The sequence below is a fragment of the Serratia bockelmannii genome (genome assembly GCF_051803255.1).
GTDB lineage: Bacteria > Pseudomonadota > Gammaproteobacteria > Enterobacterales > Enterobacteriaceae > Serratia > Serratia bockelmannii.
In genome coordinates this window covers 3,272,330-3,297,148 of sequence record NZ_CP196512.1, presented here as the reverse complement: position 1 = coordinate 3,297,148, position 24,819 = coordinate 3,272,330, and the positions used below count along the sequence as shown (strand labels likewise).

Annotated in this window: 26 protein-coding genes; 18 read left to right on the top strand and 8 right to left on the bottom strand. The window is 50.0% G+C overall.

All coding sequences use genetic code 11. The features are described 5' to 3' along the window. Positions 1-64: 64 nt before the first annotated feature. Complete coding sequence (locus ACSJLU_RS15700; RefSeq protein ID WP_032693560.1) at positions 65-1,384, top strand: 6-phospho-beta-glucosidase; 1,320 nt, start codon at positions 65-67, stop codon at positions 1,382-1,384. Between the two features lie 121 nt (positions 1,385-1,505). Here the strand turns inward: ACSJLU_RS15700 and ACSJLU_RS15695 are convergent, their stop codons facing one another. Continuing rightward, positions 1,506-1,835, bottom strand: a complete 330-nt coding sequence (locus ACSJLU_RS15695; RefSeq protein WP_015697014.1) for a thioredoxin family protein — start codon at positions 1,833-1,835, stop codon at positions 1,506-1,508. A gap of 291 nt (positions 1,836-2,126) precedes the next feature. On the opposite strand from ACSJLU_RS15695, the gene ACSJLU_RS15690 reads away from it, so the two are divergent. Beyond that, positions 2,127-2,969, top strand: a complete 843-nt coding sequence (locus ACSJLU_RS15690) for a helix-turn-helix transcriptional regulator (protein ID WP_077258706.1) — start codon at positions 2,127-2,129, stop codon at positions 2,967-2,969. On the opposite strand, the gene ACSJLU_RS15685 is transcribed toward ACSJLU_RS15690, so the two are convergent. Then, positions 2,953-3,516, bottom strand: a complete 564-nt coding sequence (locus ACSJLU_RS15685; RefSeq protein ID WP_032693561.1) for a YbhB/YbcL family Raf kinase inhibitor-like protein — start codon at positions 3,514-3,516, stop codon at positions 2,953-2,955. The two genes, ACSJLU_RS15690 and ACSJLU_RS15685, sit on opposite strands and share 17 nt — an antisense overlap. A gap of 368 nt (positions 3,517-3,884) precedes the next feature. Here ACSJLU_RS15685 and ACSJLU_RS15680 point away from each other — a divergent pair, with 368 nt between their 5' ends. The 4 genes from ACSJLU_RS15680 (at position 3,885) to ACSJLU_RS15665 (ending at position 7,450) form a co-directional block, all read left to right on the top strand. Beyond that, positions 3,885-4,991 (top strand): alkene reductase, encoded by a 1,107-nt coding sequence (locus tag ACSJLU_RS15680; protein ID WP_439041003.1) that lies wholly within the window; start codon positions 3,885-3,887, stop codon positions 4,989-4,991. An 81-nt stretch (positions 4,992-5,072) separates the two neighbouring features. Further along, positions 5,073-5,774, top strand: coding sequence for a DsbA family oxidoreductase (locus ACSJLU_RS15675; protein WP_032693563.1), 702 nt, complete (start codon positions 5,073-5,075; stop codon positions 5,772-5,774). 62 nt (positions 5,775-5,836) lie between these two features. Then, positions 5,837-6,610: an SDR family NAD(P)-dependent oxidoreductase gene (locus ACSJLU_RS15670; protein ID WP_032693564.1), complete on the top strand. Its 774-nt coding sequence runs from the start codon at positions 5,837-5,839 to the stop codon at positions 6,608-6,610. An 87-nt stretch (positions 6,611-6,697) separates the two neighbouring features. Beyond that, on the top strand, positions 6,698-7,450 hold the full coding sequence (locus ACSJLU_RS15665; RefSeq protein WP_007374395.1) for an alpha/beta hydrolase family protein: 753 nt from the start codon (positions 6,698-6,700) through the stop codon (positions 7,448-7,450). Positions 7,451-7,694: 244 nt separating this feature from the next. Here the strand turns inward: ACSJLU_RS15665 and ACSJLU_RS15660 are convergent, their stop codons facing one another. Continuing rightward, positions 7,695-8,189 (bottom strand): thioredoxin family protein, encoded by a 495-nt coding sequence (locus tag ACSJLU_RS15660; protein WP_024359916.1) that lies wholly within the window; start codon positions 8,187-8,189, stop codon positions 7,695-7,697. A 188-nt stretch (positions 8,190-8,377) separates the two neighbouring features. Here ACSJLU_RS15660 and ACSJLU_RS15655 point away from each other — a divergent pair, with 188 nt between their 5' ends. From ACSJLU_RS15655 to hxlB, 12 genes are all read left to right on the top strand, one after another. Then, positions 8,378-9,226, top strand: coding sequence for a DMT family transporter (locus ACSJLU_RS15655; RefSeq protein ID WP_049112351.1), 849 nt, complete (start codon positions 8,378-8,380; stop codon positions 9,224-9,226). Between the two features lie 130 nt (positions 9,227-9,356). Beyond that, entirely contained in the window at positions 9,357-10,580 is a 1,224-nt protein-coding gene (locus tag ACSJLU_RS15650; protein ID WP_049112349.1) for a MalY/PatB family protein, read from the top strand. A gap of 34 nt (positions 10,581-10,614) precedes the next feature. Then, a complete protein-coding gene (gene gorA, locus ACSJLU_RS15645) occupies positions 10,615-11,967 on the top strand; it encodes a glutathione-disulfide reductase (RefSeq protein WP_107759116.1) in 1,353 nt (450 codons plus the stop codon). Between the two features lie 90 nt (positions 11,968-12,057). Beyond that, positions 12,058-12,819, top strand: a complete 762-nt coding sequence (gene dsbG, locus ACSJLU_RS15640) for a thiol:disulfide interchange protein DsbG (protein ID WP_126124819.1) — start codon at positions 12,058-12,060, stop codon at positions 12,817-12,819. A gap of 223 nt (positions 12,820-13,042) precedes the next feature. Next, entirely contained in the window at positions 13,043-13,354 is a 312-nt protein-coding gene (locus ACSJLU_RS15635; RefSeq protein ID WP_072351805.1) for a hypothetical protein, read from the top strand. Between the two features lie 198 nt (positions 13,355-13,552). Continuing rightward, a complete protein-coding gene (locus tag ACSJLU_RS15630) occupies positions 13,553-14,521 on the top strand; it encodes a sugar-binding transcriptional regulator (RefSeq protein WP_015697025.1) in 969 nt (322 codons plus the stop codon). 419 nt (positions 14,522-14,940) lie between these two features. Next, positions 14,941-15,390 carry a PTS galactitol transporter subunit IIA gene (gatA, locus tag ACSJLU_RS15625; protein WP_047611334.1) on the top strand — a complete coding sequence of 150 codons (450 nt, stop codon included), beginning with the start codon at positions 14,941-14,943 and terminating at the stop codon, positions 15,388-15,390. Positions 15,391-15,408: 18 nt separating this feature from the next. Next, positions 15,409-15,702 (top strand): PTS sugar transporter subunit IIB, encoded by a 294-nt coding sequence (locus ACSJLU_RS15620; protein WP_024359913.1) that lies wholly within the window; start codon positions 15,409-15,411, stop codon positions 15,700-15,702. 24 nt (positions 15,703-15,726) lie between these two features. Beyond that, positions 15,727-16,980 (top strand): PTS transporter subunit IIC, encoded by a 1,254-nt coding sequence (locus tag ACSJLU_RS15615; protein WP_020439340.1) that lies wholly within the window; start codon positions 15,727-15,729, stop codon positions 16,978-16,980. Between the two features lie 24 nt (positions 16,981-17,004). Beyond that, a complete protein-coding gene (gene rpe / locus ACSJLU_RS15610; protein WP_049089944.1) occupies positions 17,005-17,649 on the top strand; it encodes a ribulose-phosphate 3-epimerase in 645 nt (214 codons plus the stop codon). 109 nt (positions 17,650-17,758) lie between these two features. After that, positions 17,759-18,511 (top strand): SDR family NAD(P)-dependent oxidoreductase, encoded by a 753-nt coding sequence (locus tag ACSJLU_RS15605; protein WP_203260267.1) that lies wholly within the window; start codon positions 17,759-17,761, stop codon positions 18,509-18,511. Positions 18,512-18,526: 15 nt separating this feature from the next. Further along, positions 18,527-19,087 carry a 6-phospho-3-hexuloisomerase gene (gene hxlB, locus ACSJLU_RS15600; protein WP_088883833.1) on the top strand — a complete coding sequence of 187 codons (561 nt, stop codon included), beginning with the start codon at positions 18,527-18,529 and terminating at the stop codon, positions 19,085-19,087. Positions 19,088-19,138: 51 nt separating this feature from the next. Here the strand turns inward: hxlB and ACSJLU_RS15595 are convergent, their stop codons facing one another. The 5 genes from ACSJLU_RS15595 to xylB form a co-directional block, all read right to left on the bottom strand. Then, positions 19,139-19,423 carry a DUF3892 domain-containing protein gene (locus ACSJLU_RS15595; RefSeq protein ID WP_203260268.1) on the bottom strand — a complete coding sequence of 95 codons (285 nt, stop codon included), beginning with the start codon at positions 19,421-19,423 and terminating at the stop codon, positions 19,139-19,141. A 260-nt stretch (positions 19,424-19,683) separates the two neighbouring features. Further along, positions 19,684-21,192 (bottom strand): sugar ABC transporter ATP-binding protein, encoded by a 1,509-nt coding sequence (locus ACSJLU_RS15590; RefSeq protein WP_020439335.1) that lies wholly within the window; start codon positions 21,190-21,192, stop codon positions 19,684-19,686. A 22-nt stretch (positions 21,193-21,214) separates the two neighbouring features. After that, positions 21,215-22,195: a substrate-binding domain-containing protein gene (locus ACSJLU_RS15585; RefSeq protein WP_062792182.1), complete on the bottom strand. Its 981-nt coding sequence runs from the start codon at positions 22,193-22,195 to the stop codon at positions 21,215-21,217. Between the two features lie 41 nt (positions 22,196-22,236). Continuing rightward, positions 22,237-23,262 (bottom strand): ABC transporter permease, encoded by a 1,026-nt coding sequence (locus ACSJLU_RS15580; protein ID WP_203260270.1) that lies wholly within the window; start codon positions 23,260-23,262, stop codon positions 22,237-22,239. Further along, positions 23,259-24,707, bottom strand: a complete 1,449-nt coding sequence (gene xylB, locus ACSJLU_RS15575) for a xylulokinase (RefSeq protein ID WP_072351807.1) — start codon at positions 24,705-24,707, stop codon at positions 23,259-23,261. The genes ACSJLU_RS15580 and xylB overlap by 4 nt, the downstream gene beginning before the upstream one ends. Positions 24,708-24,819: the final 112 nt, after the last annotated feature.

Sequence of the window (24,819 nt, the reverse complement as noted above, 5' to 3'; positions counted from 1 at the left end):
AGCCCCTTGTCCTCTTTAATTGGCCCAACAGACGTCCTGACAACAACGATGAGGGGAATATCTAATGAAGGGTCTTAAGTTAGTGGTTATTGGAGCGGGTTCAAGCTACACACCTGAACTGATGGAAGGCATTATCAAGCGTCAAAATGAATTTCCGATCCGCGAGTTATGGCTGGTTGATATTGAGGATGGCCGTGAAAAAATGGCGATCATTGCTGGCCTCACCCGACGGATGCTGGAAAAAAATGGGCTGGATATACCGGTTTATGAAACCCTTGACCGCACAGAAGCACTGCTCGGTGCCGATTTTGTTTGTTCTCAGTTCAGGGCCGGCTGCCTGGAAGCACGGATCAGCGACGAAAGGATATCGCTGAAATACGACATGATCGGTCAGGAAACCAATGGGCTGGGTGGGTTTGCCAATGCATGCCGCACTATCCCGATTGCATTGGCTATAGCGAAAGAAATGGAACAACTGTGCCCGGATGCCTGGTTGCTGAACTTTACCAACCCGTCGGGAATGGTCACTGAAGCGATACTGAAATACAGCAAAGTCAAAACCGTAGGGCTGTGCAATGTGCCTGTTATCATGCAAAAAGGTATTGCCAGTGCTTTAGGTGTCAGTGACATCAATGAATTTATCATGCAGGTCGCGGGACTTAATCACTTCATTTTTGCGCGCCATATTTTTCATGAAGGTAAGGATAAGCTGCCTCAGGTTATTGAGCTGATTTCAGAGGGGAATGATCCTTTGGTGCCTAAAAATATTCCTCCTTTCAAATGGCCGGATCGGTTGTTGGCGAATATGGGAATGATACCTTGCCCCTACCTGCGTTATTACTACATGAGCGACGACATGTACCGTCAGGAGCTTGGCGAAGCACAAGGGGAAGGGACTCGTGGTGAGATCGTAAAGGAGCTCGAAAGAGAACTATTCGAAATTTATCGAAACCCGGAACTCGCCGAGAAACCGAAAGCGCTGGAAGGTCGGGGAGGGCAGTACTATTCGGATGCGGCATGTGAATTGATGAGCGCAATATATAACGACAAACGCATCATCATGCATGTCAATACGCGAAACGATGGTGCGATTGCGGGCCTGCCGGATGACTGTGCGGTTGAGGTCAGTTCAATGATCACCCGTTCAGGACCTATACCACTGAATGTCGAACCTTTCCCGGAAGATGTACTTCGTCTGATTCAACTGATGAAAAGCTTTGAGCAATTGACCATTGAGGCAGCCATCAGTGGTAATCGGTATACGGCATGGCGTGCCTTGGTTATTAATCCCCTAGTCAAAAGCGGTCAACTGCTTGAAAATGCATTGGATGAAGTGATCGAACATAACAAAGCGTTGATGCCGGCCTTCCAACGCAATAAATAACGCTAAGCAGACTGGTCGGTTATTTTATAACAAAGCGGTTATCACTCTGAACGAGGGGTAACCGCTTGCCGATGATGCATCAGACCGCTAAGAGACTTTTTTAAACATAGATAAAATGGCATCACTGCCCTTTTTTCAGCTCTGACAATGCTTGCTGATAAAACCCTGCCGATTTAACACCCGGTATACGCTGGACCAACTGCCCATCCTTGAACATGAGTACGGAAGGCAGTCCCCAAATTTCATATTTGGTGGTCAGTACCGGTGCCAGATCCACATTCACTTTGCCGACTTTGACGTCGCTTTCTATCTGCTCGGCAAAATGGTTAAAAATGTCTTCGCTCATCTGACAAGGTGGGCACCAGGGGGCAGAGAAGCGCACCACCGCAACCCCTTCATGCCTCTCGATTTCTCTAAAATTATCTTCATTGTAAAGGGTTAATTCACGCATCATTCACTCCTGCAGGATGTAACTTGATAGTAATTCTACCTACTAGTTGGTTTGTTTAATTAACATAAAAAGCTATCATCGATAGAAAGGTGCTTAAGCGAAGATAATGCCATGTTTTATCAATGGATAAGCGTCATCTTATGTGGACGGCGTGCTGAGGATTATGATATTTCACTCCATCTGAATGAGAAAACTGACGTATTGTAAAATCGGGATTACTTTATAAAAAAGCAAGCCCATCCATAAAGTGTCGGCCTACAGGGCAGGCCTATTCCTTTTCGTAAGGCGATGATGGAAAGAACATTATCCAGTCGTATTAATGTGGGGAGTACAGCGCATGTGCTGCATACGCAGCCCCTGATGATGCGCCATATCACTATAGATGAACCCACAATCATCCTGGTCCGCCATGGCAGGAAAATAATCCGCTGGGCGCAAGAGGAGATAACGCTGGAAGCGGGGGACGCGGTGGTCATCGGGGAGGGGCACTCTTTTGATATCATCAATACACCATCACCTTTAACGGGTACGTACGAAGCATCATGGCTGAGTTTTTGTGCCGATTTCGTCCAAAACTACTGCTTCATGCATGCCCCACGTATGAGCATGAACGAAGCAAATAAAATGGCAGAGCCAGGCAACAGTTTTCGCCAGGCCTTTTATCACACTGCGGAGGCCATTACAGATACTGAAAACATACCTGAAAGTATCGTGGCCAGGCGTATGGAAGAGATGCTGAGTTGGCTGGATGAATACCGAATTTTCTTCGCGCTGAAACAACATACCGGACTGGCGATAAAAATCCGCAAACTCGTTGCAGCAGACATATCACAAGACTGGAATACTGCGCAGGTGGCGGCTGAATTGGGTATGTCGGCCACCACCCTGAGACGCCATCTGCATGCCGAAAATACGTCATTCACCCATCTGGTGACTGACATTCGCATGTGCCGCGCCCTGACACTTTTGCAGGTGACCGATCTTTCAGTCACCCGCATATCCCTGGAAGTCGGCTATGAAAATCCGTCTAAGTTCGCCGCCAGATTTCGAACTCGCTTCGGATTCAGCCCCAGCCTGGTCCGGGTTTCCGGCCAGGCTATCGGCAACCTGGCTGCGGTTAGCGGCCCTGCGTAATCTGAAGATGCGCTTCGCCCAGTGAGTTCGCTTTTGCCATAAAGCCGACCAGGGCGGGCGTCGAGTCCGCCGTTATTCCCGGAAGTTTGTCGACACGAAGTGCCGTCAGCGTGATCTCATAACGGTGCGTTTCACCCTTCGGCGGGCAAGGGCCGCCATAACCCGGGATACCGAAATCAGTCCGGGTCTGAAGAGCCCCTTGCGGGAGATTTTTGTTATCCGCCGTTATCCCAGCCGGTAACGAGTGAAGAGATGAGGGAATATTCACCACCTGCCAGTGGATCCAACCGAGGCCTGTCGGCGCATCCCTATCATAAATTTTGAGAGCGAAGCTTTGAGTTCCTGCCGGCGCGCCACTCCAGTTAAAAGAGGGGGCAAGGTTTCCACCGCTGCACCCAAATCCATAAGGTGAACTCAGGGTCTGAGCTGCGGGGAAACGGTTTTTTTCAAGCTCATGACTTGTCAGCGTAAAACTGGCTGAAAAAGCGACCTGGCTCGACAACGCCAGGCATAATGTACTGATAACAGTAAGGTGAAGTTTGGACATTTACTCTTCTCCATCGGGGTGATTAATATCCCAATGATAAGGGGAGAGAAAGACTCCTCGCCGCCCTGAACCGGCCAGTCTTAGCTCCATAACGCCCAATAATGATATTTGTAATTCCCTGATTTCACAGGATGACGACCATCTCACCGACGGGAGCTCACCTTACACAGCATTCCCTGTGCCTGTCTCCGGTGACAAAAGGACAGCATGATTTGTTCTTTTACCTATTGACCAATCAACTAGTAGGTAGATATAGTGCAGCCATACGCTTAACCGGCATCAGGAAGCGATCGTCAGCTCCCCGGCCCGCTAAGTATTAACTCCGGCCCCAGCGGGGCTTTTCTCACTTTCGCCTTGCGAGGTATACGATGAGTAAGTTGTTCACCCCCTACAATCTGTCAGGCATGCAGTTAAAAAACCGCGTGGTCATGGCCCCGATGACCCGCACCCGCACAATGAACGACGTGCCGGATGACGTCGTTGCACTTTACTACGCCCAGCGCGCCTCTGCGGGGCTGCTTATCACCGAAGGCATGCCTGTTTCTGAAGAAGGGCGCGGCTATCTGTATACCCCGGGGATCTACAACGCTGCACACGTTCAGGGCTGGCGCAAAGTGACCGATGCGGTACATGCGAAGGGCGGCCGTATTTTTGCTCAGTTGTGGCATGTGGGCCGGATGTCTCATACCTCAATTCAGCCGGGCAACATCGCGCCAGTTTCCGCCGGTACCGTACAAGCGGTTAACACCACCGTCTTTGCACTGACCGAGTCTGGCGAACCGGGACCTGTCGTTCCAAGCCAGCCGCGTGCACTGGAAACCGCAGAAGTTCGACGCGTTACCGCTGACTTTGTCCATTCAGCGCGTCTGGCAATGGAGGCCGGGTTTGACGGCGTGGAAATCATGGCGGCGAACGGCTTCATTTTCGACCAGTTCCTCAGCAGTGAACTGAACCCTCGCACTGATGAATACGGTGGCTCTGTGGAAAACCGTCAGCGGTTCCTGCTGGAAACGGTTGATGCCATCTCTGCGGCTATTGGTAGCAATAAGGTGGGCTTGCGCATTTCACCGTTCGGGCGGATTTACGACCTGGCGCCTTATGAAGGTGAAGAAGAGATTTGGGCCAGTATCGCTGCGGCCCTCGGCCAACGTGAGCTGGCTTATGTGCACCTCTATTATCAACCTGTTTATACCCAGGCACCGGTACCTGCCGGTTTCAAAGCCGCGTTCCGTAAAACTCTGGGGGGCACCGTTATTGCCGCCGGCGGCTTCACCCGCGAGATTGCCGAAACCGCACTTGAGGCAGACGAACTGGATCTTGTTGCGTTTGGCGTGCCGTACATCGCCAACCCTGATCTGGTCGAAAGAATGCAGAACGGCTGGCCGCTGGCTGAAAGCGATCGCTCGACGTATTACGGCGTGACGGGGTCGCCGGAAAAAGGCTACACCGATTATCCCGCCTGGGAAGCCAACTAACGCCACGTAGCTGGTGGTATTTGCGGTGCTCACATAAAGAGGCACCGCCAGACGACATTAATGGGGTATTCAGGAGCCAATATGCAAACCCTTAAGCCGATTATTACGATAGATATCTGGTCAGATCTGGTCTGCCCCTGGTGTTGGATTGCCAAAAAGCGTTTCGAACAGGGCCTTGCCGCCTTTGAACACAAGGAACAGGTCGTGGTCCGCCACCACAGTTTCCGTATTTCCGGCGACCGGCCTGCCGTGCCGTTCCGCAAAGCCCTTTACAAGAAGTTTGGCGGGGAACATGGGGCGGAACTGATGATGAATCAGGTGGGCACGGCCGGGAAGGCAGAAGGGCTCCAGTATAACTTTGACACCATGCTCTTTGGCGATACCGAAGATGCCCATACGCTGCTCGCGGCTGCACGTCACGCCAATATGGGCGACGCCATGGCAGAACGGTTTTATCGGGCCAGTGTGACTGAGGGGCGTTCCATTTTCGATCCGCAGGAGCTCATTGCGTTAGCTACAGAAGTGGGCATGTCCAGAGCCGACGCTGAAAGTGCCCTTGCCAATGAGGCCTTCCGTGCATCGGTGGCTGAAGATGAAGCCCATGCCCGGTCGATCGGGGTCAGCGGTGTCCCGCTGTTCCTGCTCAATGAAAAATATGCCATCAGCGGCGCGCAATCTGCGGACAACTTCCTGAACGCGTTGAAGCAAGTCTGGGAAGAAAAAGCGGCCGAATTGGCAAAAACCGACGGCCAGACCTGCGGCGCTGACGGTTGCAGCATCTGAAACCTGAACGAGCCGGCTGCATGACTGCCGGCAAATCTACCCTGCAAATAACGGAGTTCAAAATGAGCGATTACTTTAAAGGCAAAAAAATGCTTGTCGTGGGTGGCACCAGCGGCATGGGTCTGGAAACGGCGCGTATGGTGCTGAAAGCCGGTGGCAGCGTGGTACTGACGGGCAATAAAAAAGACAAGGCAGAAGCGGTTCAGAAAGAGCTGAGCCCACTGGGTTCCGTGTCCGTGATTGCGGCAAACCTGATGACCGAAGAGGGCATGAACGCCATTCGTCAGGAGATTAATGCTAATCATCGCGATATTAGCCTGATGGTCAATGCGGCCGGGATCTTCATGCCGAAAGGCTTTACCGAGCATTTGGAAGCCGATTACGACATGTACCTGATGTTGAACCGGGCAACCTTCTTCATCACGCAGGACGTGGTGAAGAACATGCTGGCCGACGGCCGTGAAGGGGCGATTGTGAACGTGGGCTCCATTGGCGCGCAAGCCGCACTCGGCGACTCACCGGCTTCCGCGTACTCCATGGCCAAAGCCGGTCTCCACGCCTTGACACGCAACCTGGCCATTGAGCTGGCCAGTGCGGGTATCCGCGTGAACGCGGTCTCGCCAGGGATCGTGCATACCCCGATTTATGAAGGCTTCATGGCGAAAGAAGACATTGCCGGCGCAATGCAATCGCTGAACGCTTTCCATCCGCTGGGGCGTGTCGGCACGCCGGAAGATGTGGCCAATACCATCTTCTTCCTGTTGTCCGACAAAGCCTCTTGGGTGACTGGCGCAATCTGGGATGTCGATGCCGGTATCATGGCCGTTCGCAGATAAGCTCGTCGTAACCTCGCAAAGCCGCCCCATGATGGGGCGGCTGATAGGCATCTTGCTTGTAATTCAACCATTCTTAAAGTTAACATAATGAAAAAATTGAAATTTACCTTCAAAAATGCAGAAGGTGAGGAACTTGCCGGGTTGCTTGAATTGCCAGAAAATCCAAAAGCCTTTGCCCTGTTGGCGCACTGCTTTACCTGCGGGAAGGATCTGAAAGGTGCTGCACGCATTGCCAGGAAACTGACAGAAAATTCAATTGCGGTGCTTCGCTTTGATTTCACCGGGTTAGGCAACAGCGAAGGCGATTTTTCCAATACCAATTTTTCCTCGAATATTTCTGACCTGCTGTGCGCGGTCGATTATCTTCGTCGGGAATACGAGGCTCCTTCGCTGCTGATTGGTCACAGCCTTGGCGGTTCGGCAATCCTCTCTATTGCAGCCAAAGTGCCTGAAGCCAGAGCGGTCGTAACCATAGGTTCGCCAGGCGAATTGACGCATGTACAGCGGTTGTTCAAAGACAATATCGAAGATATCAGGAACCATGGCGCTTTCCCGGTAGAGCTTGCAGGCCGGGTATTCACGCTCAAAAAGCAAATGCTGGATAACATTCAGGAGCATAAAATAGCGGAGAAGGTATTTACCATGAATAAGCCGCTGCTGATTTTTCATGCTCCCAATGATGATACCGTGCTGATTGAACAGGCAGAGAAAATTTTTAAAGCCGCCAGACACCCCAAAAGCTTTATCTCACTGGGTGAAGCAGATCATCTTCTGACGCATCCTCAGGATGCGGAATATGTTGCCGGGATTATCGTTGCCTGGAGTTCTGCTTACATTTAGAGGGCGTGTAAAGCTTCGCGAAGCTGCTGGTGCTGTCGTTGGCCACTGAATAAACGGGTGTAGCATTTTGATTGCACATACAAAACTGCGTAGCATGCTTTCTTTACGCGAAAAAAGCCCTGCTTAGATGCAGGGCTAAGGGCATTGTTGCTATGGTTTATTTTTATTATTTCCCTGGCATTGCTCAACTTCCAGGTTTATTACCTTCAAGTTGAGATTCAATTAATTTAACTTTAACGCTCTCTTATTTTCCTGGAAAAATTGAAGTCACTTCGCGGGCGGTATCGACCAGAAGCTCACCGTTTTTGTACCTCTCGCTCACTTCTCCATTGTTGCCGGTAGCATTTTCAGGTCGTTCAATAAACTGCCCCAGCGGAGTCGCGTTCTCATCCAGTACCACGGCAAACGGAATTTTGACTTTATCGACACCAAAGTGTGCCTTAAAGACGGCTTCAGCCTTGTCGCGGGTGATAATACCCAGACGTATTGCCGGCGCTGACGCGGCAATGGCATGGATTACAGGCAAGTTTTTATGGCAGTCGGGGCACCACATTTCAGCAGCTACCAGAATGCTGTACGAACCCGGAAGTTGCGAGAGCTTACTAATGACATCGTCAGGTAATGCCTCGTTGGCAAGCCCCTCAAAATGCCGTAATGCATTGCGGTCTTCTTCTGCTCCGCTGCCAACAAATTCGTTATAATCTGATGCTGCTTCGAGCAGTACGTTGAAATCTTGCATATGTTCTCCTTTGTTAGTAACGGGGGCTAAGGCTTCACATAAATCTGGCAATGATAAAGGCCAATTCTCCATGCATGACCTGAAAAGGCGTACCATTTTAGTGTCTGGCTGCCATAAGTAGATATTGCCATCCTACCTACTAATTGATAGATTATCACGTAATTTGTTAATTTTGAGGCGTCACGCTGATGGGGCGGTCTGTTGGATTCAAGATAGTGATAGCAATGATGGCATTCGCAGCCAATTCTGTGCTCTGTCGGATTGCGTTGAAAGGCGAACATATTGACCCGGTGACGTTCAGTGACCTTCGCCTGATGAGCGGGGCGGTGGTCTTATTACCACTGTTGTTGAGACGTGAGGGGAAAAAGCAGGGCGTCTGGAGCTTGAAAAGCGGGTTCTTTCTTATGGCCTACGCCCTGTGTTTCTCCCTTGCCTATATCCATTTGGATACAGGAACAGGTGCTTTGCTCTTGTTTGGCGTTGTGCAACTGGCGATGGTGGCCCATGGCCTTTTCCATGGGGAAAGGCTGTCTTTTTCCAGAGCAACGGGGCTTGGGCTGGCTGTAGCCGGCATGGCTGCTCTTCTCTTACCTGGTGCCAAAACGCCCCCCTTGGGCAGCGCTGTTCTGATGGCGCTTTCAGGCCTTGCCTGGGCGGCTTATACCCTCTGCGGAAAGCGCTCTCCCAGCGCAGCGCAGGCCACTGCGGCAAATTTCATCCTTGCTGTACCTTTTGCCCTGGTGTTGTCGCCGTTCATTAGCCAGGGAGCGCACTTCGACGGTATCGGAATTCTCCTGGCAGTGCTCTCTGGTGCGGGTGCTTCTGCCGGAGCCTATGTGCTGTGGTATTCACTTTTACCTCGTCTTGAGTCTGTTGCAGCCAGTACGGTTCAGTTGAGTGTGCCCTGTCTGGCGATGCTGGGAGGCGTAACATTTTTGGGCGAGTCACTGAGCCTCAGAATGGCATTTTCAACGCTGGCAGTCCTTGCGGGCATTATGTTGGTGATCAAGGCACCGGGGCAGAAAATACGGCACTGATATCAACGTGCCAGTCATGACTTGATCACTCTGCAAATGGTTTTTTAGGTTTTAAAGCAAAGGAATATCTAATCGTTAGCAAAATCAGTGACGCTGTGACCTCTTTGGATAAACTAATCGGGTAACCTCTATGAAATACGATTTTGATGAAGCAGTGGACAGGGCAGGGACAGACAGCTTAACCGTCGACGGCTGGCGTGAATATATGTTTGGTGCCCATGAAGGCCCCGCGCCGGAAGTACCGGCCAATGGTTTTATAAACCTCTGGGTAGCAGATATGGCTTTTTCCACCCCCGAGCCGGTGCTTGAAGCCATACGTTCCCGGTTAGATAAAAAAATTCTTGGCTACACCCGCATTTATGACAGGGATTACTATGAGATTTTTGGGGCCTGGTGTGAAAGGAATTACGGATATCGGTTTCAGGAAGAAAGCATTGTTTTCTCCCCTGGTATTATCCCTGCGCTTAACCGATTGGTGCCGTTACTGACCCACGAAGAAGACAGCATCCTCATCCTGACCCCTTCTTACGCACCGTTTAAAAAAGCCGGAGACTATAGCGGTCGTCGCGTCGTCGATTGCCCGCTTAGAAATAACGAAGGCCACTGGGCGGTAGATTTTGAGGCAATGGAACAAGCCCTGAGCGATGAGCAGCAGCGAATTAAAGCCTTCTTTCTCTGTAACCCGCATAATCCCACCGGGCGAGTTTGGCGACGTGATGAGTTGCAGAAAATGATAGCGTTATGCCTTAAACATGATGTGTGGGTTATTTCTGATGAAATCCACTGTGATTTATCCCGCTCGGGTGTCACGCATATCCCCGCCGCGTCAATTTTTCCTGAAAATCATAAAATTATCACCTGCATGTCGACCAGCAAAACGTTCAACCTGGCGGGTAACCTGCTTGCAAACATCATGATCCCTGATGCCTCAGTGAGAGCCGAATGGCTTCGCCTGCATGATGATTTTATCTCTCCGCTGAGCCTGGTGGCTAACAAGGCCGCCTGGTCCGAGTGCGATGAGTGGTTGACTCAGGTCAGGCACTACATTGACGAGAACTTCCGTTTTCTGCAGGACTACCTGGGGACATATCATCCGCTGGCCCGTTTTATCATTCCGGAAGGGACTTATCTTGCCTGGATTGATATCTCTCGTTTGGTAGATGTCAGTAATCAGGAAGAGGTAACCCTCTTTTTTGCCAGACATGCGGGTGTATTGCTTGAAGGGGGGCAAATGTTTGTCAGTAACGGCGACGGGCACATCCGCCTTAATCTGGCTTGTCCACGCGCTATGCTTGCTGAGGGGCTCAACCGCATAAGCAAGGCATTGAGTGCGAGTTCTGGCGATGCTACCTGAACGATGACCGCAGCGATGCTGCCTGGAGAACAAAATGACGAAACACTATGACTATATCGCGATTGGTGGTGGTAGCGGTGGTATCGCCTCAATCAACCGTGCGGCGATGTATGGGCAGAAATGCGCTTTGATTGAAGCGCGGGAGTTGGGCGGGACTTGCGTCAATGTGGGGTGTGTACCGAAAAAAATAATGTGGCACGCTGCGCAAATCGCAGAGGCCATTCATCTTTATGGCCCAGACTATGGCTTCGATACCACATTAAACCGCCTTGACTGGGCTAACTTGCTAAAAAACCGCAGTGCCTATATCGATCGTATTCATACTTCATACGAAAATGTGTTAGGTAAAAACAAGGTAGATGTCATCAAAGGTTTTGCCCGGTTTGTGGACGCGCATACGGTGGAGGTCAACGGGGAAACGATTACCGCTGACCATATATTGATAGCCACCGGTGGTCGCCCTAGCCATTCCTCTATTCCGGGAGCGGAATACGGAATTGATTCAGATGGTTTTTTTGCGCTTGAGGCGCTACCGGAGCGCACTGCAGTTGTTGGTGCAGGCTACATTGCTGTTGAACTGGCAGGTGTTCTCAATGCATTGGGGTCAAAAACCCATTTGTTCGTACGTAAGCATGCGCCTTTGCGCAGTTTTGACCCGTTGCTCACAGAAACACTGGTTGAAGTCATGAACGTCGAAGGCCCAACGTTGCACACCCAAGCGATCCCCACTGCAGTGGTCAAAAACCAGGACGGCAGCCTGACACTGAAGCTGGAAGATGGTCGTGAACAAACGGTTGACTGTTTGATCTGGGCGATTGGCCGTGAGCCAGCCAATGACAAGTTGAACGTTGAGATGGCGGGTGTTGAACTCGATGAAAAAGGGTACGTCAAAGTTGATAAATATCAGAATACCAACGTGCCGGGTGTTTACGCGGTGGGTGATAATACCGGTGCGGTTGAGTTAACACCGGCAGCTGTTGCTGCGGGCCGTCGCCTTTCAGAACGCTTGTTTAACAACAAGCCGGATGAGTATCTGGATTACAACAATATCCCCACAGTCGTCTTTAGCCACCCAACAATAGGTACCGTTGGCCTGACTGAACCCCAGGCGCGTGAGGAATATGGTGATGATCAGGTGAAAGTTTATCAGTCATCTTTTACCGCCATGTACACCGGCGTGACGCGTCATCGCCAGCCATCCCGCATGAAGCTGGTATGTGTGGGGTTGGAAGAGAAAATCGTCGGTATCCACGGTATCGGTTTAGGCATGGATGAAATACTGCAAGGCTTTGCTGTTGCGCTGAAAATGGGAGCAACGAAGAGAGACTTCGACAATACCGTGGCAATTCACCCAACTGCGGCAGAAGAATTTGTCACGATGAGATAATGGTGAGTAGTGCCATTTAGCACGTGACGGGAGGGCTGGAGGTTTGTTAAACAACGGCCCGTAATGAGTACGTATTATATTGAGATAAGAATGAACAAATACATCCTCGCGTTATCTGCTGCACTTATCGGCTCGCAGGTTCAGGCAGCAACGCCCGCAGCGCTTCCCGCACCGATCAAGCAGTTGGAAAAACAAGGTATAGAAATAATCAAACCCTTCACGGCTCCCGGTGGGGTTCAGGGCTGGTTGGGAAAATATCAGGGAACGGGGGTGACAATTTATCTGACCCCCGATAAAAAACATGCCATATCAGGTTATATGTACGATGAGAATGGAAGTAACCTCAGCGAACAGGTCATAAAAGAGGAGATTTACATCCCTGCTGGCCGCGAGATGTGGAAAACACTGTCCAAAGCTGCCGGTATCACGGAAGGCAGCAATAATGCAAATTGTCAGATTGTCGTGTTTGCCGATCCTTTTTGTCCTTACTGTACAAAATTCAGACAGGAAGTGCAGCCCTATATTAAGGACAATAAAATCGCTTTGAAAACGCAGTTAGTGGGTGTCATGCAGCCCGACAGTGGCCGTTACGCGGCTGCGATATTGTCTTCTGAAAACCCCGCGAAGGTCTGGCAGGATTTCGAGTTGTCGGGTGGCAAAAACAAGCCTGCACTTTTGGAGAAAACGCCGCAGCCGATTTTCTCGCAGATCCAATACAACCAGAAATTGATGGAAGATGTGGGGGCAAGCGGTACGCCAGCAATTTATTATCTTAACCACGCCAACATGCTTCAACAGATCGTCGGTCTGCCGGACCAGGAACAGATGGCCAATCTTATAGCGTGTAAATAGTTTCTGAGTCACTGGCTGCGAAATGGGTAAATTCACACATGGATGTGGGGATTTTATGAGTACACCCCTTAAAATCCTATTTTTATCTTGTGCTTATGTGGCTATCAGATCTTTTCGCTATGTGTTTTGTACTGCTTTAGAATGGCGCAGCGCAAAGTGAACGGATTGAAATGTAAATCAGCTACCCTAACTAACGAAACCCGATGCAACCTGGAGAAAAGACATGAACAGAGCTCAATTGTTTTCTTATCTTTTTTTAACGGGATTTTCCGTTATAGCGTTTGCCTGTCAGGGAGGTGAAGGCGGGAAAGGCGGAACTGGAGGAAAAGGGGGATCCGTGGTAATCGGTAATCAAAACGGTGGGGCTGGTCTTAATGGAAAAAACGGAAAATCTGGGATGAATGGTTGTCCCGGTGGAACTCAGGCCACACCAGATGGGCATTTTTATCTGCGAGGAACACATGAGCAATGTAACCCGTTTCACGCCAAAAAACAGAAATCACAGGCCACAGCGTCACTGATTGAGAGCACATAATGTAAAGCCTTGCCACCGTCTAAAAAACTCTGCTCTCTTCACCCATTATCATCAGATGTGTCAGCTATCACACCGCCAAAAGATAAGACTCATTTGCTCATGTCAAAAGAGCAGGTAAAAGTGTACTCTTATGAGTAAATTGCAGGGGTAACAGTTTAACTCAGCTGATATTGTCTTTGGATGAAGATGGAATGCTCTATGCCTAAACGTATAAAAAACAGCCGCTGGTCAGGTTACGATCCCCGCTATATCTATTCTCTCGTCGTCCGACGTTACTTTGTTGAGATGAAGACCAAAACTGAGATTGCTGAAGAACTCGAGATTTCGAGATTTAAAGCGGCGCGTCTTATCGATGAGGCAATAAAGGAAGAGTATGTGAAGTTTCTCTTTCCAAAGCAGCAACTGCTTGACGAAGAGATCGCACTTAATCTCTGCGGAAAGTATGGTCTGCAGAAGGCAATCGTGCTTTCCGTGTCAGAATCCTGGTCCAATCAGGAAGAACTGAATGAGAAGCTGGGGGGTATCACTGCAAGTTATCTCAACAATAATCTCGCTGAGGGAATGAAGGTTGGTATTGCCTGGGGACGCGTTTTATCCAGCACAGTGAGTCAACTCACCAGCTTGCCGGCATTAGATGTTGTTCAGCTATCTGGCGTTCATCCCGGCATTGAATTTAGCCAGGGTCCGATCGACCTTATCCACAGACTGTCGACTATCTCTCAGGGCAAGGCTCATCCTATGTATGTGCCGATGTGGGTGGATGATGAAAGCCTGGCCCAAAAACTGGCCAGTGATCCGGCTGTGGTGGATACCCAACAATATTATTCTCAGCTGGATGTTGTCATCACCGGTATTGGCGCCTGGAAAACGGGCTCATCCAGTTTGTGTGATATTTTTCCCGAGTCGTGGCAAAAAAATCTGTTTGAGAAAGATATCGCTGCGGATGTCTGCATTACTCTCGTTAACAGTAAAGGCGAGATCCTTGATAGCCCGATGAGCCGTCTTGGGTTTGGTATTTCAACCGAACAATTGCGTAACACGAAAACCGTGATTGGTGTGGCGGGGGGAGAACAGAAGTATGAAGGCATCGTCGCTTCCCTCAAGTCAGGCCTTTTAGATGTGTTAATCACTGACTTCGATACTGCGGTGAAGCTTGTCAATTCCTGATTGAAATAGATCCCGGAACATCAGCAACAGGGGCGTAGCCCGCGCCCTTGATCACCTTCCTCTCAGGCATGCATTAGGCACTGCTATCAGTCATTCAGTAAACCCTCATGACTTAGATCAGAGCATGGCCAAATCCTCTGACATAGGTCAGTTCGCATATATAATCCTTCAAAAAATCTATTATCCGTCTGATTTATAATAAAAATTTTACTTCCCCTCTCCGGTTGACTTGATTGATCTAAAAGATGAATTACTCGATGTTGCTCATATGAGCAATTATTTGCGTGCACTTATGCATTTATTTTGTGATCAGCTTATAACTTTTGCATGTTTTCTGTTTGCGCGGAAAATTGGCATGCTATAACTGCTCATGTGATCGATTGTGTTTGCTCTAATGAGCAAAAAAGCGAGGTGAAAAGGTGAGTACAGTCGCTATTAATGTTGCAGATGGTGCAGCATTCAAAAATTACGATGAGGTGCTGCAGCACATCCATGAAAAGCTGTATTCAGAAGGGATAGTGAAAAAGACCTATCTGGCAGCACTGCGCGAACGCGAAGCCATGTATCCAACCGGTATTTTGCTTGATGGTTATTCTGTGGCGATCCCACATTGCGACAGCAACCAGGCCAACAGCCCGTCGATTTATATTATTCGCTTACCTGAACCGGTTCAGGTTGATCAGGCTGATGGCGACGATAAATTGTGGGTCAAACTCATTATCAATTTGGTCGTTACCGATCCGGCTAATCAGTTGCAACTGCTGAAGGCCCTTTTTAGTAATCTTCAAATGGAAGACTTTTATCAAAATTTACTTGAGCTTCCTTCCGAGAAAGCGCAGGCACTTTTTATTTCCACCGTCATGCAATAAGAGTTCAGGAGCATAATGATGATTAATATCCTCGTAGCCTGCGGGAGCGGTGTCGCAACGTCAACTATCGCTGCTGATGAAGTGAAATCCGTGTGTACAGAATATGGCATTACTCAGTTCAAAATAAATAAATGCAGCATGTCAGAACTTCCTTCTGAATTACAGAATGCTGATGTGATTTTAACCACGAATAACTACAAAGGTGATATCGGAAAACCGCATATGAGTGTGGCCGGGTTTATCACCGGGATTAATGAAGCTGTGTTACGAAAAAAACTAGGGGATTTATTAACAGAGCTGGCTAAAAACTAATAAGAAAACACAGGGGATGACAAGATGGACATGTTAAAAAACATAATGCTAACGATAACAAGCATGGGGGCAACGGCAATCCTACCACTTGTCATCTTCATTTTGGGTTTGGTTTTCCGCATGAAAGTCGGTGCTGCCATTAAGTCTGGTATCACCGTGGGTATCGGTTTTATTGGTTTAGGTTTGGTTGTTAATCTGTTGAGTACATCCCTGCAGCCGGCAATTGCCTACTATTCAAAACTGGGAAGCGGATTCACTGTGGCTGATATCGGATGGCCTGCGGTGGGCGCGGCCGCATGGGTGGCACCCTTTGCCGCTTTAGTTGTTCCAGTGGGTATTATTCTTAATTTGCTACTTGTTCGGCTTAAATTAACCAAAACGCTGAACGTTGATATCTGGAATTATATGCACTTCCTGGTTCCCGGCGCGCTGGCCTATTTCGTGTTTGACAGCTTCTTTATCGGTTTTGGCGTGGCAGTCGCACTTAGCGTTATCGCTCTGTTTATTGGCGATTTAATTGCTCCCCGTTGGCAGAAATATTATGGCCTGGAAGGGACGACCTGTACCACCATGATCCATATAGGCTGGACATTACCTTTTGCACTGCTGGTCAATAAAATTATCGACCTGATCCCCGGCCTGAACAAGCTCGACGTTGATTTGGAGAGCGTACAGAAACGTCTGGGTGTGTTTGGTGAACCCGCTATCATCGGTGTCATTGTAGGTTGTCTGCTTGGACTGCTGACGAAACAGCCTGTGACCACTATTGTCCCGATGGCAATGGGGGTGGCTGCGGTAATGGTGCTCCTGCCTAAAGTGGTGGGTGTCCTGATGGAAGGACTGTCTCCAATTGGGAAAAGTGCCAAAGAGATTATGCAAAAGCAGATGGGTAAAGACGCCGAACTGAACATCGGTATGGATTGTGCCCTGGCACTGGGCGACCCAGCGACCATCACCGTCACCGTTATCACCATTCCGTTGACCATGCTTTGCGCACTGATTTTACCGGGGATCATGATTTTCCCCATCGGCGTTCTGATGTCAATCATCTATATGACAACCATGACCGTAATGGCCAGCAACGGAAACGTCATCCGCTCAATTATTTCAACCTTACTGTTCAGTATTGTCGTGATGTATTTAGGAGGGTATGTGGCTCCGGGTGCAACCCAATTCCTGCATGGCGCAGGCGTCGGCTTGCAGGGGCAGGGTACTGACTTTGTACTGACTGGCCCGTGGGAAGTATTGACGTATTGGTTGAGCACTGTATTCCATTGATTTTAAAAATGAGGTTTGCTTACCATGGCACAGATTTTACCATCAATTTTTGGCGCGAATATCTTAAGTCTGCAAGATGAGCTCCGTTTTTTAGAAGAAGAGAACACTGAAATATTGCATGTTGATTTAATGGATGGAACCTTCGTAAATAATATTGCCTTTGGGCCGAATCAAATTTCTGCAATGAAAAAAGCCAGCAAAATGACTTTCGACGTACACATGATGCTGGCTAATCCTGAAAGACATATTGATGATGTTATCAATACTGGCGCAGAAATGATCTCAGTGCATTATGAATCAACGCCGCATGTGCATTTTATTTTACAGAAAATAAAAAAGGCCGGGCGAAAAGCCGGTGTGGTCATCAATCCGGGTACGCCTGAAAGTGTTCTGGAATATTTGTTGGACGATATTGATTACATCCTGATTATGACCATTAACCCGGGGCAACCCGGGCAGACTTTCATCGAGAAAAGCCTCGAGAAAATCAGGAAAACCAGAGAAATGATTGCTGGCCGACACATTCAAATTGAAGTCGACGGTGGCGTTAATCTGGAAATAGCGGAAAAAGTACAGGAGGCGGGTGCTGATTTAATTGTTGTCGGTGGCGCGTTATTTAATGACAACCCTAAAGCAAGCTATCAGGCATTAAAGTCTGTCATGCATTAAGTATCCAACATACATTCACGCGCTCTTAATTGAGCGCGTAATCATTATGTAGACCGCAGACGTGGGGGATTTCTCTCACGTTAAGTACAAAGATTCAGGAGAACAACCGATGAGTCATTTTGAAGGTAAAGTTGCGCTAATTACCGGTGGTGCGCATGGGATTGGTAAAGGAATTGCAAAACAATTCGCCGAACGCGGTGCGCATACTGTCATTGTCGATTATAACGAGGCTAATGGCATCAAAACTGCGGAAGAACTAACCTTTGGCAATGTTAAATCGCTCTTTGTCAAAACTGACGTCTCTGATCCGCAGGCACTGGCTGAAGTGCGCAAAAAAGTTATCGAGGCTTATGGCCGTATCGACATTCTGGTTTTGAACGCAGGTGTCGCTTTTGCCAATAAAGTCAAAGACATTACTTTTGACGAGTGGAACAAAACACTCTCAATCAACCTGACGGGTTTATTCAATACGGTCAAAGCCTTCTACGATGACTTCTTAACTAACCAGGGTTCAATCGTTTACATCTCCTCCGGTTCTGCGCTGTCAGGTACTGGCGGGGGGGTGAGCTATCCGGCCAGTAAAGCGGGGGGTGAAGGCCTTATTCGTGGTCTGGCAAAGGAGTTGGGTCCAAAAGGTGTTAACGTCAACGCTATCGCGCCGCGTCTTATCGACACCGGCGAAATGATGCGTGTTAATTACCCGACGCAGGCAGATTTAGACGCAGTCCTGGAGAAAATTCCGGTCCGTCGTCTGGGCACAATTGATGATGTCGCAAACCTGGCCATTTTCCTTGCTGATAAGTCAAATTCTTACATCCAGGGACAGACGATCCTCATGGATGGTGGCCGTACAATTGCCTGACCGGAGGAAAAGAAAATGGGTGTTCAAGAAAATACTGTCAGTATTCTCAGGGAACTAGAACAAAACGCGCTCAATATCGACAATGATCAGGCGCAGCATTTTATCGGGCAGATCCGTAATGCGAAGCATATTTTCCTGCAAGGTGCAGGGCGCAGCGGTATTGCCATCCGCGCGTTCGCTAACCGTTTATTGCATTTAGGCTTCTCGGTCAGCGTAGTCGGGGAAATTTCATCACCTCATACGAAAGCGGGTGATTTGTTAATTATTGGTTCAGGCAGTGGCGAAACAGGCAGTCTCAAGAGCCTTGCGCAGAAAGCCGTTGAGTGTGGTGTCGACGTGGCGCTGGTCACCATGAAGAAAGACTCTGCGATTGGCCAGTTGGCCAACTGCGTGCTGGTATTACCGGGAACGGTCAAAACTGAAAACGATCGCACTCTTGGCCAGTTTTCGCAGCCAATGGGTTCCTCTTTCGAGCAACTCTGCTTTATCACCTACGATGCCATCGTGCTGGAACTCATGGACCAACTGCGTGAAACCAGTGAAACCATGTTTAAACGACACGCTGATTTTGAGTAATGACTCTGAGCGCTTCGCCAGAAGCGCTCATTCGCTTATAACATCACATCATTAAAAAGTGGGCAAATTACCCAGGTTATCGCGTTTGGTATCATTAGGATCGGTCGTGAGGTAAATCCCATCAATAACATGAACCATTGCCCCATAAACCCACTTGTCATTCACGTAGGTAATTGTTTGAAAGCTTGTCTTACCGGCATTTATCAACTCAGCGACAAACTGATGCGAGTTAATTGATGCGTCCTTCCCCCCATTACCGGCTTTGATGATTTTAACGTACTGAATGTGTTGCCCTGCATTGTCTCTGCGTATACCCGAGATGTAAAAGTCTGCCATTTCTCTTGCCCCTTCTGCGCTATGCCGTATAGCCACTTTGCACAACTTAATATCTGCCCTGTTGCAAATATGCCAATGACAGATTGCACAATTTTTCCACTCATTTTGCGCCAGCGCTCAGAGCCTGTATGCGGGGTAACTCACTTGATGCAATTTGTTTGGGTCTTCTGCAGGAGGGCAGCTATAACGTTAATCAAATGCTGAAACAAAAACGGCCAGCTTAGCTGGCCGTTGGATGCGTTCTGTTCGGAATGAGTGCCCTAAGCCTGGGCTTCAGCATGCTCCCATGCGGCTTTGCGAAGATCTGCGGGTTTAAGGTCGCGTGCAGGAATGATCACACCATCGCATTTACCCTGTCGGAACACCGTAATGGTATCTGCCACGTCCAGCAATTCCTCTTCCTCACTCGATACCACGATGACGCAGCAGCCTTTATCTGCCAACTGATGGATGATGCGATAAATATCCGCTTTTGCCCCAATGTCGACGCCTTTGGTCGGCTCATCCAGCAATACCAGATTGGCGTTTTGCGCAATGACCCTGGCGAGCAGAACTTTTTGCTGATTGCCGCCGGAAAGCGATTTAATCGGTCCGCTCAGCGTTCCCAGCGTATTCATCTTGCTCAGCAACTCAGCGGCGGCCTGCCTTGCCGCGCTGTGACTGACAAATCCGCCAGAACGGAATTTTTTCAGAACCGGCAGCATGGCGTTGGCATAACTCGACATCTGAGGAATGAAGCCATCTTTTTTACGTTCTTCTGTCAGGTAAGCAATCCCCTTATCAATGGCTTTTGCCGGTGAAGAAGGATGGTATTCTTTGTGACCCAGCCGGATGTCACCACCGGTAACGGTTTCCAACCCAAACAGCGTCTGGCACAAGCGCGTTCGGCCTGCGCCGGCCAGCCCGTATATACCCAAAATTTCCCCGCGATATGCCTCAAGGTTGATGCCTTTCAGGCGATCAGTCTGCAGGTTTGTGACCGAGAGCCAGGGTTTGCCCATCGCGCCGCGGATCAGACTACGGCTGTTAGACGGCGCCTGATAAGCATTTGCATCGCCCACAATAGCGTCAATGATGGCGCTTTTGCTCAGCGTCTTTTTGCCTTCGTTATAAATCACTCGGCCGCCGCACATGACGGTTGCTTCATCACAAACACCCAACACTTCGTCTAATTTATGAGAGACCAGCACTACGCCAATCTGCTTTTCGCGTGCGATACGTTGTACTGCCTGCAGCAGTTCTTCTGCCTGCGCACCTTCCAGCGCGGTCGTCGGTTCATCGAGGAAAAGAAAACGGGCGTCGCGATCAAGGTTAGAAACCACTTCCAGCATCTGCTTTTCAGGATGTGACAGATTTTTGACCAGCGCGGTAGCGCTGAAACTCAGATGGTAATCATTTAGTACTTTCTCGGTATGCGCGATCATACTTGCATCATCTATAAAGCCACTGCCTTTACGACATTCACGTCCGAGAAAAAGGTTTTGCCAGACGCTCATGCCGGGAATGAGACGGAGTTCCTGATACACACAAGCAATACCTTTGTTGAGTGCATCCCGTGGCGAAGCAAGGTGCACCGGCGTTTCGCCGATCATCAGCTCTCCACTATCCTGCGTGTTAACGCCCGCCAGGATTTTCAGTAGCGTTGATTTACCCGCCCCATTATGGCCAAAGAGGCCGTGGATCTCGCCAGGCTTTACGCTGAAATCCACACCGTGGAGAACCTGCACACCCGAAAAACCGATTTTGACCTGCTTCGCCACATAATTCATCATTCTTCGCCTTTCACTTAAGTCAGTATGCTGAACCCATTACCGATGCTGCGTTGTCTTTGGTGACCAGCAGCGGTGGGTTGTTGATCATGGCTGGAACCTGTTCACCGTTCAGACTCTTCTTGGCATTTTCAACCAGCAACTGAGCCAGTTTAACCGGCTCCTGAATCGCACCGGCTTTCAATATGCTGTTGTTCTGAACGGCTTTGACGCCTTCTTTATCCACAAACGCATACAGCTTCACTTTGTCACTGACCCCCAGTTGCTGGATTGCCGCCAGTGACCCGAGCGCGGAAGGTTCGGTGTCTGAGTACACGACGTTAATTTCTGGCCTGCCCTGCAGCATTTCAGTGGTGACTTTCAGGGAGGTTGTTTCTTCTACTTTGCCATTGACCAGCGCGACGAACTTAATGTTTTTGTTGGATGCCACGGCTTCCTTGAAGCCTTCATCACGTGCGTTCGCGGCAATGGATGTTGGCTCTCCCACGATACCCACTGTCGCAGTGCCATTTTCACCAATGTCTTTCAACAGTTGCTGACCAATGAGCTTACCGCCTTCACGCTGATCGGTCTGAACACCTTGAATCAGCGTGACGTTTTGCTGCTTCATCCCCTCGGTATCCGGAAGGATGTTGATGGCAAACGCCGGAATTTTTGCCTGATTAAGCTGGTTTATGATCGACACGCACGGGCCTGAGGAGACGCAGTTCACTGCGACCGCATCCACCTTCTGTTCAATGAAGTTCTGCACCTGCGAAAGTTGCTTGGCGTCGTCATTATCAGCAATCGAAATTTTTACGTTCAAGCCCTGTGCCGCTGCATTGTCTTCAAAGCTTTTTTTCATGGCAACGTAATAAGGGTTGGTGAGGTTCGGCAGCGTAACGCCCAATGTTTTTTTGCCGGCACCCACAGTGCTCTCAGTATCCTCACGGTTACAGCCGGCGAGCATGCAGGACAGTGCGACTATCGCTGCACCTGCGGTGATTGTGGTACGGAGTTTCATGTTTATCTCCTGGATATATGTAGGTCAGGGTTTAAGAAGCGTTATTGTTGTGTTTTGCGTGACTTCCTGACTTTGAGCCAGGGGATCACGATTTTTTTCGAGGTACGTAAGGTATCGAAGGTGACGCCGAACAGAATGATCAGGCCGATGACCAGCGGCTGCCAGTAAGCACTGACGTTCAGCACGTTCATCAGATTCGATATTGAGGCAATAAGCATGGCGCCAATCATGGCGCCGATAAGGCTGCCGGTGCCGCCAAACAGACTGACGCCACCTACCACCGCACCCGCTATTGAGAAGAACAGTTCGTCACCACGGCCCGCCGTCGGATAGCCCGTCATCAGACGCGATCCATAAATCAGGCCGCCGCATGCCGCACAAAGCCCGGAAATTGCATACACCAACAGGGTGATGCGTGGAATGCTGATCCCCGATAAGCGTGCAGCATCTGCGTTACCGCCTACCGCATAGATGTGAGTTCCGGTGATGGTGCGGCGCAGGAAGATGACACCAATAACAATGGCCAGCAGCAGCGCTACGACAGGGAACGGAATGCCCAACGGTTTTGACTGACCGATGAGGCTGTAACCAATTTGCGTCACGCGTATCGATTCGGCGCCGGTGATAATTTGTGGTATGGATGCCGCAACCCCCATCATCGCAAAGGTGACAATGAATGGCGGCACCCCAGTGCGTTCGATTATCAGACCATTTACCAGCCCACTCAGCGCACCCACCGCCAACACGATGGGTACGGCAAGCTGCCACGGAATGCCAAATTTCTCCATCAGCAAAGCCGCAACCACGCAGGTCATCGCCACGATGGAGCCGCAGGAGAGGTCGATACCCCCGGTCAGCAGGACAAAGGATTGTCCCAGGCAAAGGAAGCCGATGACCGCGCCGTTCAGAAGCAACACCATCATGTTCGAAACAGTCAGGAAGTTAGGCGTGGCGATAAACCCGCCCAGCATGACCAGTAAGAAAACAACGGCGATACCCGCTTCTGCAGGGACTTTGAGCGGCTGCTTAGGCGGTTTGATTTTTGCAGGGGTAGTTATTGAACTCATTGCAGCTCTCCTGATAATGCATTGGCATAGGTAACGTAAGCGTCCAGGACATGGCGCGCATCTTGTTGTGGCTCGGCCACTTTCTCAAGCGGCACACTCCAGCGATCGGCCATTTCAATATTTGTGCATCCCAGCACGGCAGCAGCAGCCTGAATGGCTGCACCCGCGGCTGCCGTTTCACCCACCGGAGAAATCCAAACGGGCTTGCCCGTCAGGTCAGCCAGAATCTGACGATAGGCTCGTGACTTTGCGCCGCCGCCGGTGACAACAATGCGACCGTCGTCAGTGAAGCCATGTTGTTTCAGTACCAGACCGCCCGCCAGAAGGCCGCACAGTACGCCTTCCACGGTGGCGCGAGCCATATCCTGCATCGTTGTGGTGGTACGTAATCCGCGCATGTGTCCCGTGGCGTCAGGAAGGTTGGGGGTGCGCTCGCCGTCCAGCCACGGAACAAGCTGAAGACCGTTGGCGCCGGGTGGCGAACTCAGCGCGAGCTCGTCGAATTCGTCAGGGGTAACGCGCAGCATTTTGCGAAATGTATCGGTGACTTTGGCGGAGTTCAATGTAGTAATCATGGGGATAAAGCGATCGGCCGCATCGGCATAACCGTTGATGGTGCCGGTGCTGTCGGTAATCCCTTTCCTGGTGATGCCATATAACGTACCGCTGGTCCCGATAGAGATACCGGTATCACCGGTTTTCAGGTTCATACCCAGTGCGGCAGACATGTTATCGCCGGTCCCGACACCCACGATTGCACCCGCCAGTTCCTCCAGCTCAGGCATCAACTTCACCACGCCTGCAGGTTGATGCGACGGGATGATAGTGGGCCAGCGGGAAATCCAGTCAATTTGACTGTTAACCACCGCTGCCAGCTGTGGTTCCCAGCTATTGGTGAAGGGGTTGAAGTAACCCGTACCGGATGCCCCGCCGCGCTCGCACACAAAGCTACCGCTCAGACGGTAAACCAGATAATCAAACGGCAGCATGATGCGGTGGGCTTTTTCCAGCAGCCCCGGATAATTTTGTTCTGTCCAGGCCAGTTTAGAAATGGTCATTGCTGGCCCCGGAACGGAGCCCGTCAGGCGTGCCCATTCTTCCGGAGCAATCTTCTCGCACAATTCACGCGCTTGCGGTGCAGACTCCGTGTCATTCCACAGCTTCGCAGGACGCAGCGGGCGATCGTGATTATCAAGCATGACGAGGCCGTGCCCCTGGCCACCGACAGCCAGACCTGCAATACGTGGCCACCATTGTTTTAATTCAGTGAGCGCGGAGACTAATGCATCCCACCAGGCTTGCGGATCCTGCTCGCTACACGGCGGTGTGGTCGGTGGATGCAACTTACGAGCCTGTGCGATCACCTTGCCATTTTCAAGACTACGCAGCATGACGGTACAAGACTGGGTGGAGGAATCTATACCCGCAACAAGGTCCTGTTTCATTGAACTACCTCTGAACTATCGTTAAGAAATGACAGAGCTGAAAGCGATAACTGAATGACAAGCAAACTGGGTTATGGTTTTAGATACTCAGTTTTTTGCTCATATGATCAGT

Bases quoted from the DNA above. Each gene is read 5' to 3' on its own strand.
- ACSJLU_RS15700 (WP_032693560.1), top strand. From the start codon at position 65: ATGAAGGGTCTTAAGTTAGTGGTTATTGGAGCGGGTTCAAGCTACACA.
- ACSJLU_RS15695 (WP_015697014.1), bottom strand. From the start codon at position 1,835: ATGCGTGAATTAACCCTTTACAATGAAGATAATTTTAGAGAAATCGAG.
- ACSJLU_RS15690 (WP_077258706.1), top strand. From the start codon at position 2,127: ATGGAAAGAACATTATCCAGTCGTATTAATGTGGGGAGTACAGCGCAT.
- ACSJLU_RS15685 (WP_032693561.1), bottom strand. From the start codon at position 3,516: ATGTCCAAACTTCACCTTACTGTTATCAGTACATTATGCCTGGCGTTG.
- ACSJLU_RS15680 (WP_439041003.1), top strand. From the start codon at position 3,885: ATGAGTAAGTTGTTCACCCCCTACAATCTGTCAGGCATGCAGTTAAAA.
- ACSJLU_RS15675 (WP_032693563.1), top strand. From the start codon at position 5,073: ATGCAAACCCTTAAGCCGATTATTACGATAGATATCTGGTCAGATCTG.
- ACSJLU_RS15670 (WP_032693564.1), top strand. From the start codon at position 5,837: ATGAGCGATTACTTTAAAGGCAAAAAAATGCTTGTCGTGGGTGGCACC.
- ACSJLU_RS15665 (WP_007374395.1), top strand. From the start codon at position 6,698: ATGAAAAAATTGAAATTTACCTTCAAAAATGCAGAAGGTGAGGAACTT.
- ACSJLU_RS15660 (WP_024359916.1), bottom strand. From the start codon at position 8,189: ATGCAAGATTTCAACGTACTGCTCGAAGCAGCATCAGATTATAACGAA.
- ACSJLU_RS15655 (WP_049112351.1), top strand. From the start codon at position 8,378: ATGGGGCGGTCTGTTGGATTCAAGATAGTGATAGCAATGATGGCATTC.
- ACSJLU_RS15650 (WP_049112349.1), top strand. From the start codon at position 9,357: ATGAAATACGATTTTGATGAAGCAGTGGACAGGGCAGGGACAGACAGC.
- gorA (WP_107759116.1), top strand. From the start codon at position 10,615: ATGACGAAACACTATGACTATATCGCGATTGGTGGTGGTAGCGGTGGT.
- dsbG (WP_126124819.1), top strand. From the start codon at position 12,058: ATGAACAAATACATCCTCGCGTTATCTGCTGCACTTATCGGCTCGCAG.
- ACSJLU_RS15635 (WP_072351805.1), top strand. From the start codon at position 13,043: ATGAACAGAGCTCAATTGTTTTCTTATCTTTTTTTAACGGGATTTTCC.
- ACSJLU_RS15630 (WP_015697025.1), top strand. From the start codon at position 13,553: ATGCCTAAACGTATAAAAAACAGCCGCTGGTCAGGTTACGATCCCCGC.
- ACSJLU_RS15620 (WP_024359913.1), top strand. From the start codon at position 15,409: ATGATTAATATCCTCGTAGCCTGCGGGAGCGGTGTCGCAACGTCAACT.
- ACSJLU_RS15615 (WP_020439340.1), top strand. From the start codon at position 15,727: ATGGACATGTTAAAAAACATAATGCTAACGATAACAAGCATGGGGGCA.
- rpe (WP_049089944.1), top strand. From the start codon at position 17,005: ATGGCACAGATTTTACCATCAATTTTTGGCGCGAATATCTTAAGTCTG.
- ACSJLU_RS15605 (WP_203260267.1), top strand. From the start codon at position 17,759: ATGAGTCATTTTGAAGGTAAAGTTGCGCTAATTACCGGTGGTGCGCAT.
- hxlB (WP_088883833.1), top strand. From the start codon at position 18,527: ATGGGTGTTCAAGAAAATACTGTCAGTATTCTCAGGGAACTAGAACAA.
- ACSJLU_RS15595 (WP_203260268.1), bottom strand. From the start codon at position 19,423: ATGGCAGACTTTTACATCTCGGGTATACGCAGAGACAATGCAGGGCAA.
- ACSJLU_RS15590 (WP_020439335.1), bottom strand. From the start codon at position 21,192: ATGAATTATGTGGCGAAGCAGGTCAAAATCGGTTTTTCGGGTGTGCAG.
- ACSJLU_RS15585 (WP_062792182.1), bottom strand. From the start codon at position 22,195: ATGAAACTCCGTACCACAATCACCGCAGGTGCAGCGATAGTCGCACTG.
- ACSJLU_RS15580 (WP_203260270.1), bottom strand. From the start codon at position 23,262: ATGAGTTCAATAACTACCCCTGCAAAAATCAAACCGCCTAAGCAGCCG.
- xylB (WP_072351807.1), bottom strand. From the start codon at position 24,707: ATGAAACAGGACCTTGTTGCGGGTATAGATTCCTCCACCCAGTCTTGT.